The sequence below is a fragment of the Staphylococcus sp. 510 genome (assembly GCF_057219715.1).
Map to the genome: position 1 here is coordinate 1 of NZ_JBXVVK010000037.1, position 3,203 is coordinate 3,203.

General features: G+C 26.1%; 3 protein-coding genes. 2 read left to right on the forward strand and 1 reads right to left on the reverse strand.

What is annotated here, in order from left to right:
• Positions 1–10: 10 nt before the first annotated feature.
• The gene (gene blaZ / locus AC2D8K_RS12440) at positions 11–856 is read right to left on the reverse strand and encodes a penicillin-hydrolyzing class A beta-lactamase BlaZ (protein ID WP_000733274.1); all 846 of its coding nucleotides are present in this window, start codon (positions 854–856) and stop codon (positions 11–13) included.
• A gap of 106 nt (positions 857–962) precedes the next feature.
• Between blaZ and blaR1 the strand changes: the two genes are divergently transcribed.
• The gene (gene blaR1 / locus AC2D8K_RS12445) at positions 963–2,720 is read left to right on the forward strand and encodes a beta-lactam sensor/signal transducer BlaR1 (RefSeq protein ID WP_001096386.1); all 1,758 of its coding nucleotides are present in this window, start codon (positions 963–965) and stop codon (positions 2,718–2,720) included.
• A complete protein-coding gene (gene blaI, locus AC2D8K_RS12450; RefSeq protein ID WP_001284653.1) occupies positions 2,710–3,090 on the forward strand; it encodes a penicillinase repressor BlaI in 381 nt (126 codons plus the stop codon). The genes blaR1 and blaI overlap by 11 nt, the downstream gene beginning before the upstream one ends.
• The last annotated feature ends 113 nt before the right edge of the window (positions 3,091–3,203 follow it).

A 3,203-nucleotide genomic window follows, 5' to 3' on the forward strand; every position in this document is an offset into this window, starting at 1 on the left:
ATTTAGAATATTAAAATTCCTTCATTACACTCTTGGCGGTTTCACTTATCAACTTATCATTTGGCTTATCACTTTTATTGTCTTTATTCGTAAAAATGACTAAAACAATAGGTTCAGATTGGCCCTTAGGATAAACAAAAGCAACATCATTTCTAGAAGCATATGTTATTGCTTGACCACTTTTATCAGCAACCTTACAGTCTTTTGAAACACCGTCTTTAATTAAAGTATCTCCGCTTTTATTATTTAACATTAAATCAAGTAAGAATTTTTTGTTTTCTTTGCTTAATTTTCCATTTGCGATAAGTTTATTTAAAGTCTTACCGAAAGCAGCAGGTGTTGAAGTATCTTTTTTGCTCTTTGGTGAATAGTAATTTAATTCTATCTCATATCTAACTGGATTTGTTACTTTATCTCCTAGTTCTTTTAGACGTTGTTTAACTTTTTTGATTCCACCAATTTCTTTTATAATTTTATTGTTTGCTGTATTATCACTATATGCCATTGAAGCCTCAATAAGTTCTTTTAAAGTGATATCTTTTCCTACATATTTTTCTAAAATAGGAGAATAAGCAACTATATCATCTTTGTTAATATGTATTTTTTTATTTAACTTATTATAAGGTACTTGTTCTAACAAAATAGCACTATTTATCGCTTTTGAAGTCGAAGCATAGGCAAATCTCTTATCTGAATTAAATTTTACTTCCTTACCACTTTTAGTATCTAAAGCATAAACACCAATATGAGCATTATATTTTTTTTCTAAATCATTTAACTCTTTGGCATGTGAACTGTTTGAATTACATGCACTTAAAACTAAAGCAATTGCAATTAAAAATATTAACTTTTTCAAAATAAACCCTCCAATATTACAGTTGTAATTTTTACAAATTAATAATATTACAATTGTAATATTGGTGTCAATTGTTTATTATAAATAATTGAAAGAAGGTGTCAAAATGGCTAAATTACTAATAATGAGCGTAGTAAGCTTTTGTTTTATATTTCTATTGTTAGTATTTTTTAGGTATATATTAAAACGCTATTTTAATTATAGTTTAAATTATAAAGTTTGGTATCTAACTGTGCTTGCTGGATTAATTCCTTTTATCCCAATTAAATTCTCTTTTATAAAATTTAATAATGTGAATAATCAATCGCCCACAGTTGAAAGTAGGTCACACGACTTGAACCATAACATAAATACCACCAAACCTGTTCAAGAGTTCACAACAGATATCCATAAGTTTAATTGGGATTCAATTGATAATATCTGCACAGTTATTTGGATAGTTTTGGTTATTATTTTAAGTTTTAAATTTTTGAAATCCTTATTATATCTTAAATATTTAAAGAGACAGTCACTTTATCTAAACGAAAATGAAAAAAATAAAATAGATACGATACTTTTCAACCATCAATATAAAAAAAATATTGTGATTCGAAAAGCAGAGACTATTCAATCTCCAATAACTTTTTGGTATGGGAAATATATTATTTTGATTCCTAGTTCATATTTTAAAAGTGTAATTGACAAAAGACTAAAATATATAATATTGCATGAATATGCTCATGCTAAAAATAGAGATACTTTACATTTAATTATCTTTAATATCTTCTCTATTGTTATGAGTTACAATCCATTAATACATATTGTAAAAAGAAAGATAATTCATGACAATGAAGTAGAAGCCGATAGATTTGTTCTTAATAATATTAACAAAAATGAATTTAAAACTTATGCGGAATCTATTATGGACTCCGTATTAAATATTCCATTTTTTAATAAAAATATATTAAGCCATTCATTTAATGGTAAAAAGTCATTACTCAAAAGAAGATTAATTAATATAAAAGAAGCCAATTTGAAAAAACAGTCCAAATTAATTCCAATTTTTATTTGTATTTTTACTTTTTTGCTCATGGTAATTCAAAGCCAGTTTTTGATGGGGCAATCCATAACTGATTATAATTATAAAAAGCCCTTACAGAACGATCACCAAATTTTAGATGAAAGTAAAAATTTTGGTTCAAATAGTGGATCTTTCGTCATGTACAGCATGAAGAAAGACAAATACTATATTTATAATGAAAAAGAAAGTAGAAAGAGATATTCTCCTGATTCAACTTATAAAATTTATTTAGCGATGTTTGGACTTGACCATCATATCATAAGTGATAAAAATTCACGTATGTCATGGAATCATAAACATTATCCTTTCGAGTCTTGGAATAAGGAACAAGATTTAAATACAGCAATGCAAAATTCAGTTAATTGGTACTTCGAACGTATTAGTAATCAAATACCAAAGAACTATACTGCGGCTCAACTCAAGCAATTAAATTATGGTAATGAAAACTTGGGAAGTTATAAAAGCTATTGGATGGAAGATAGTTTGAAAATATCTAATCTTGAACAAGTAATAGTTTTTAAAAATATGATGGAACAAAATAACCATTTTAGTAAAAAAGCAAAGAATCAATTATCTTCTTCATTATTGATTAAGAAAAATGAAAAGTATGAACTGTATGGGAAAACAGGTACAGGTATAGTAAACGGGAAGTATAATAATGGGTGGTTTGTAGGTTACGTAATTACAAATCATGATAAGTATTATTTTGCTACACATTTATCAGATGGAAAGCCGTCTGGGAAAAATGCTGAATTAATCAGTGAAAAAATATTAAAAGAAATGGGTGTTTTAAATGGCCAATAAGCAAGTTGAAATATCTATGGCTGAATGGGATGTTATGAATATAATATGGGATAAAAAATCAGTATCAGCTAATGAAATTGTAGTTGAAATTCAAAAATATAAAGAAGTTAGCGATAAAACGATTAGAACATTAATCACAAGACTATATAAAAAAGAGATTATAAAACGATACAAATCAGAGAATATTTATTTTTACTCATCAAATATTAAAGAAGACGATATTAAAATGAAAACTGCTAAAACCTTTCTTAATAAACTGTATGGAGGGGACATGAAAAGTTTAGTGCTGAATTTTGCGAAAAATGAAGAATTAAATAACAAAGAAATTGAAGAATTGCGAGACATTTTAAATGATATTAGTAAAAAGTAATTAGAGATATGTTTCAAACATAATACATATGTAAACTATGCTTGACTCTTATTAAATTAGTTTTGTTAATAACATTTAAAATATTTTATTAAATATGAGAGTGTCCAGAAAAT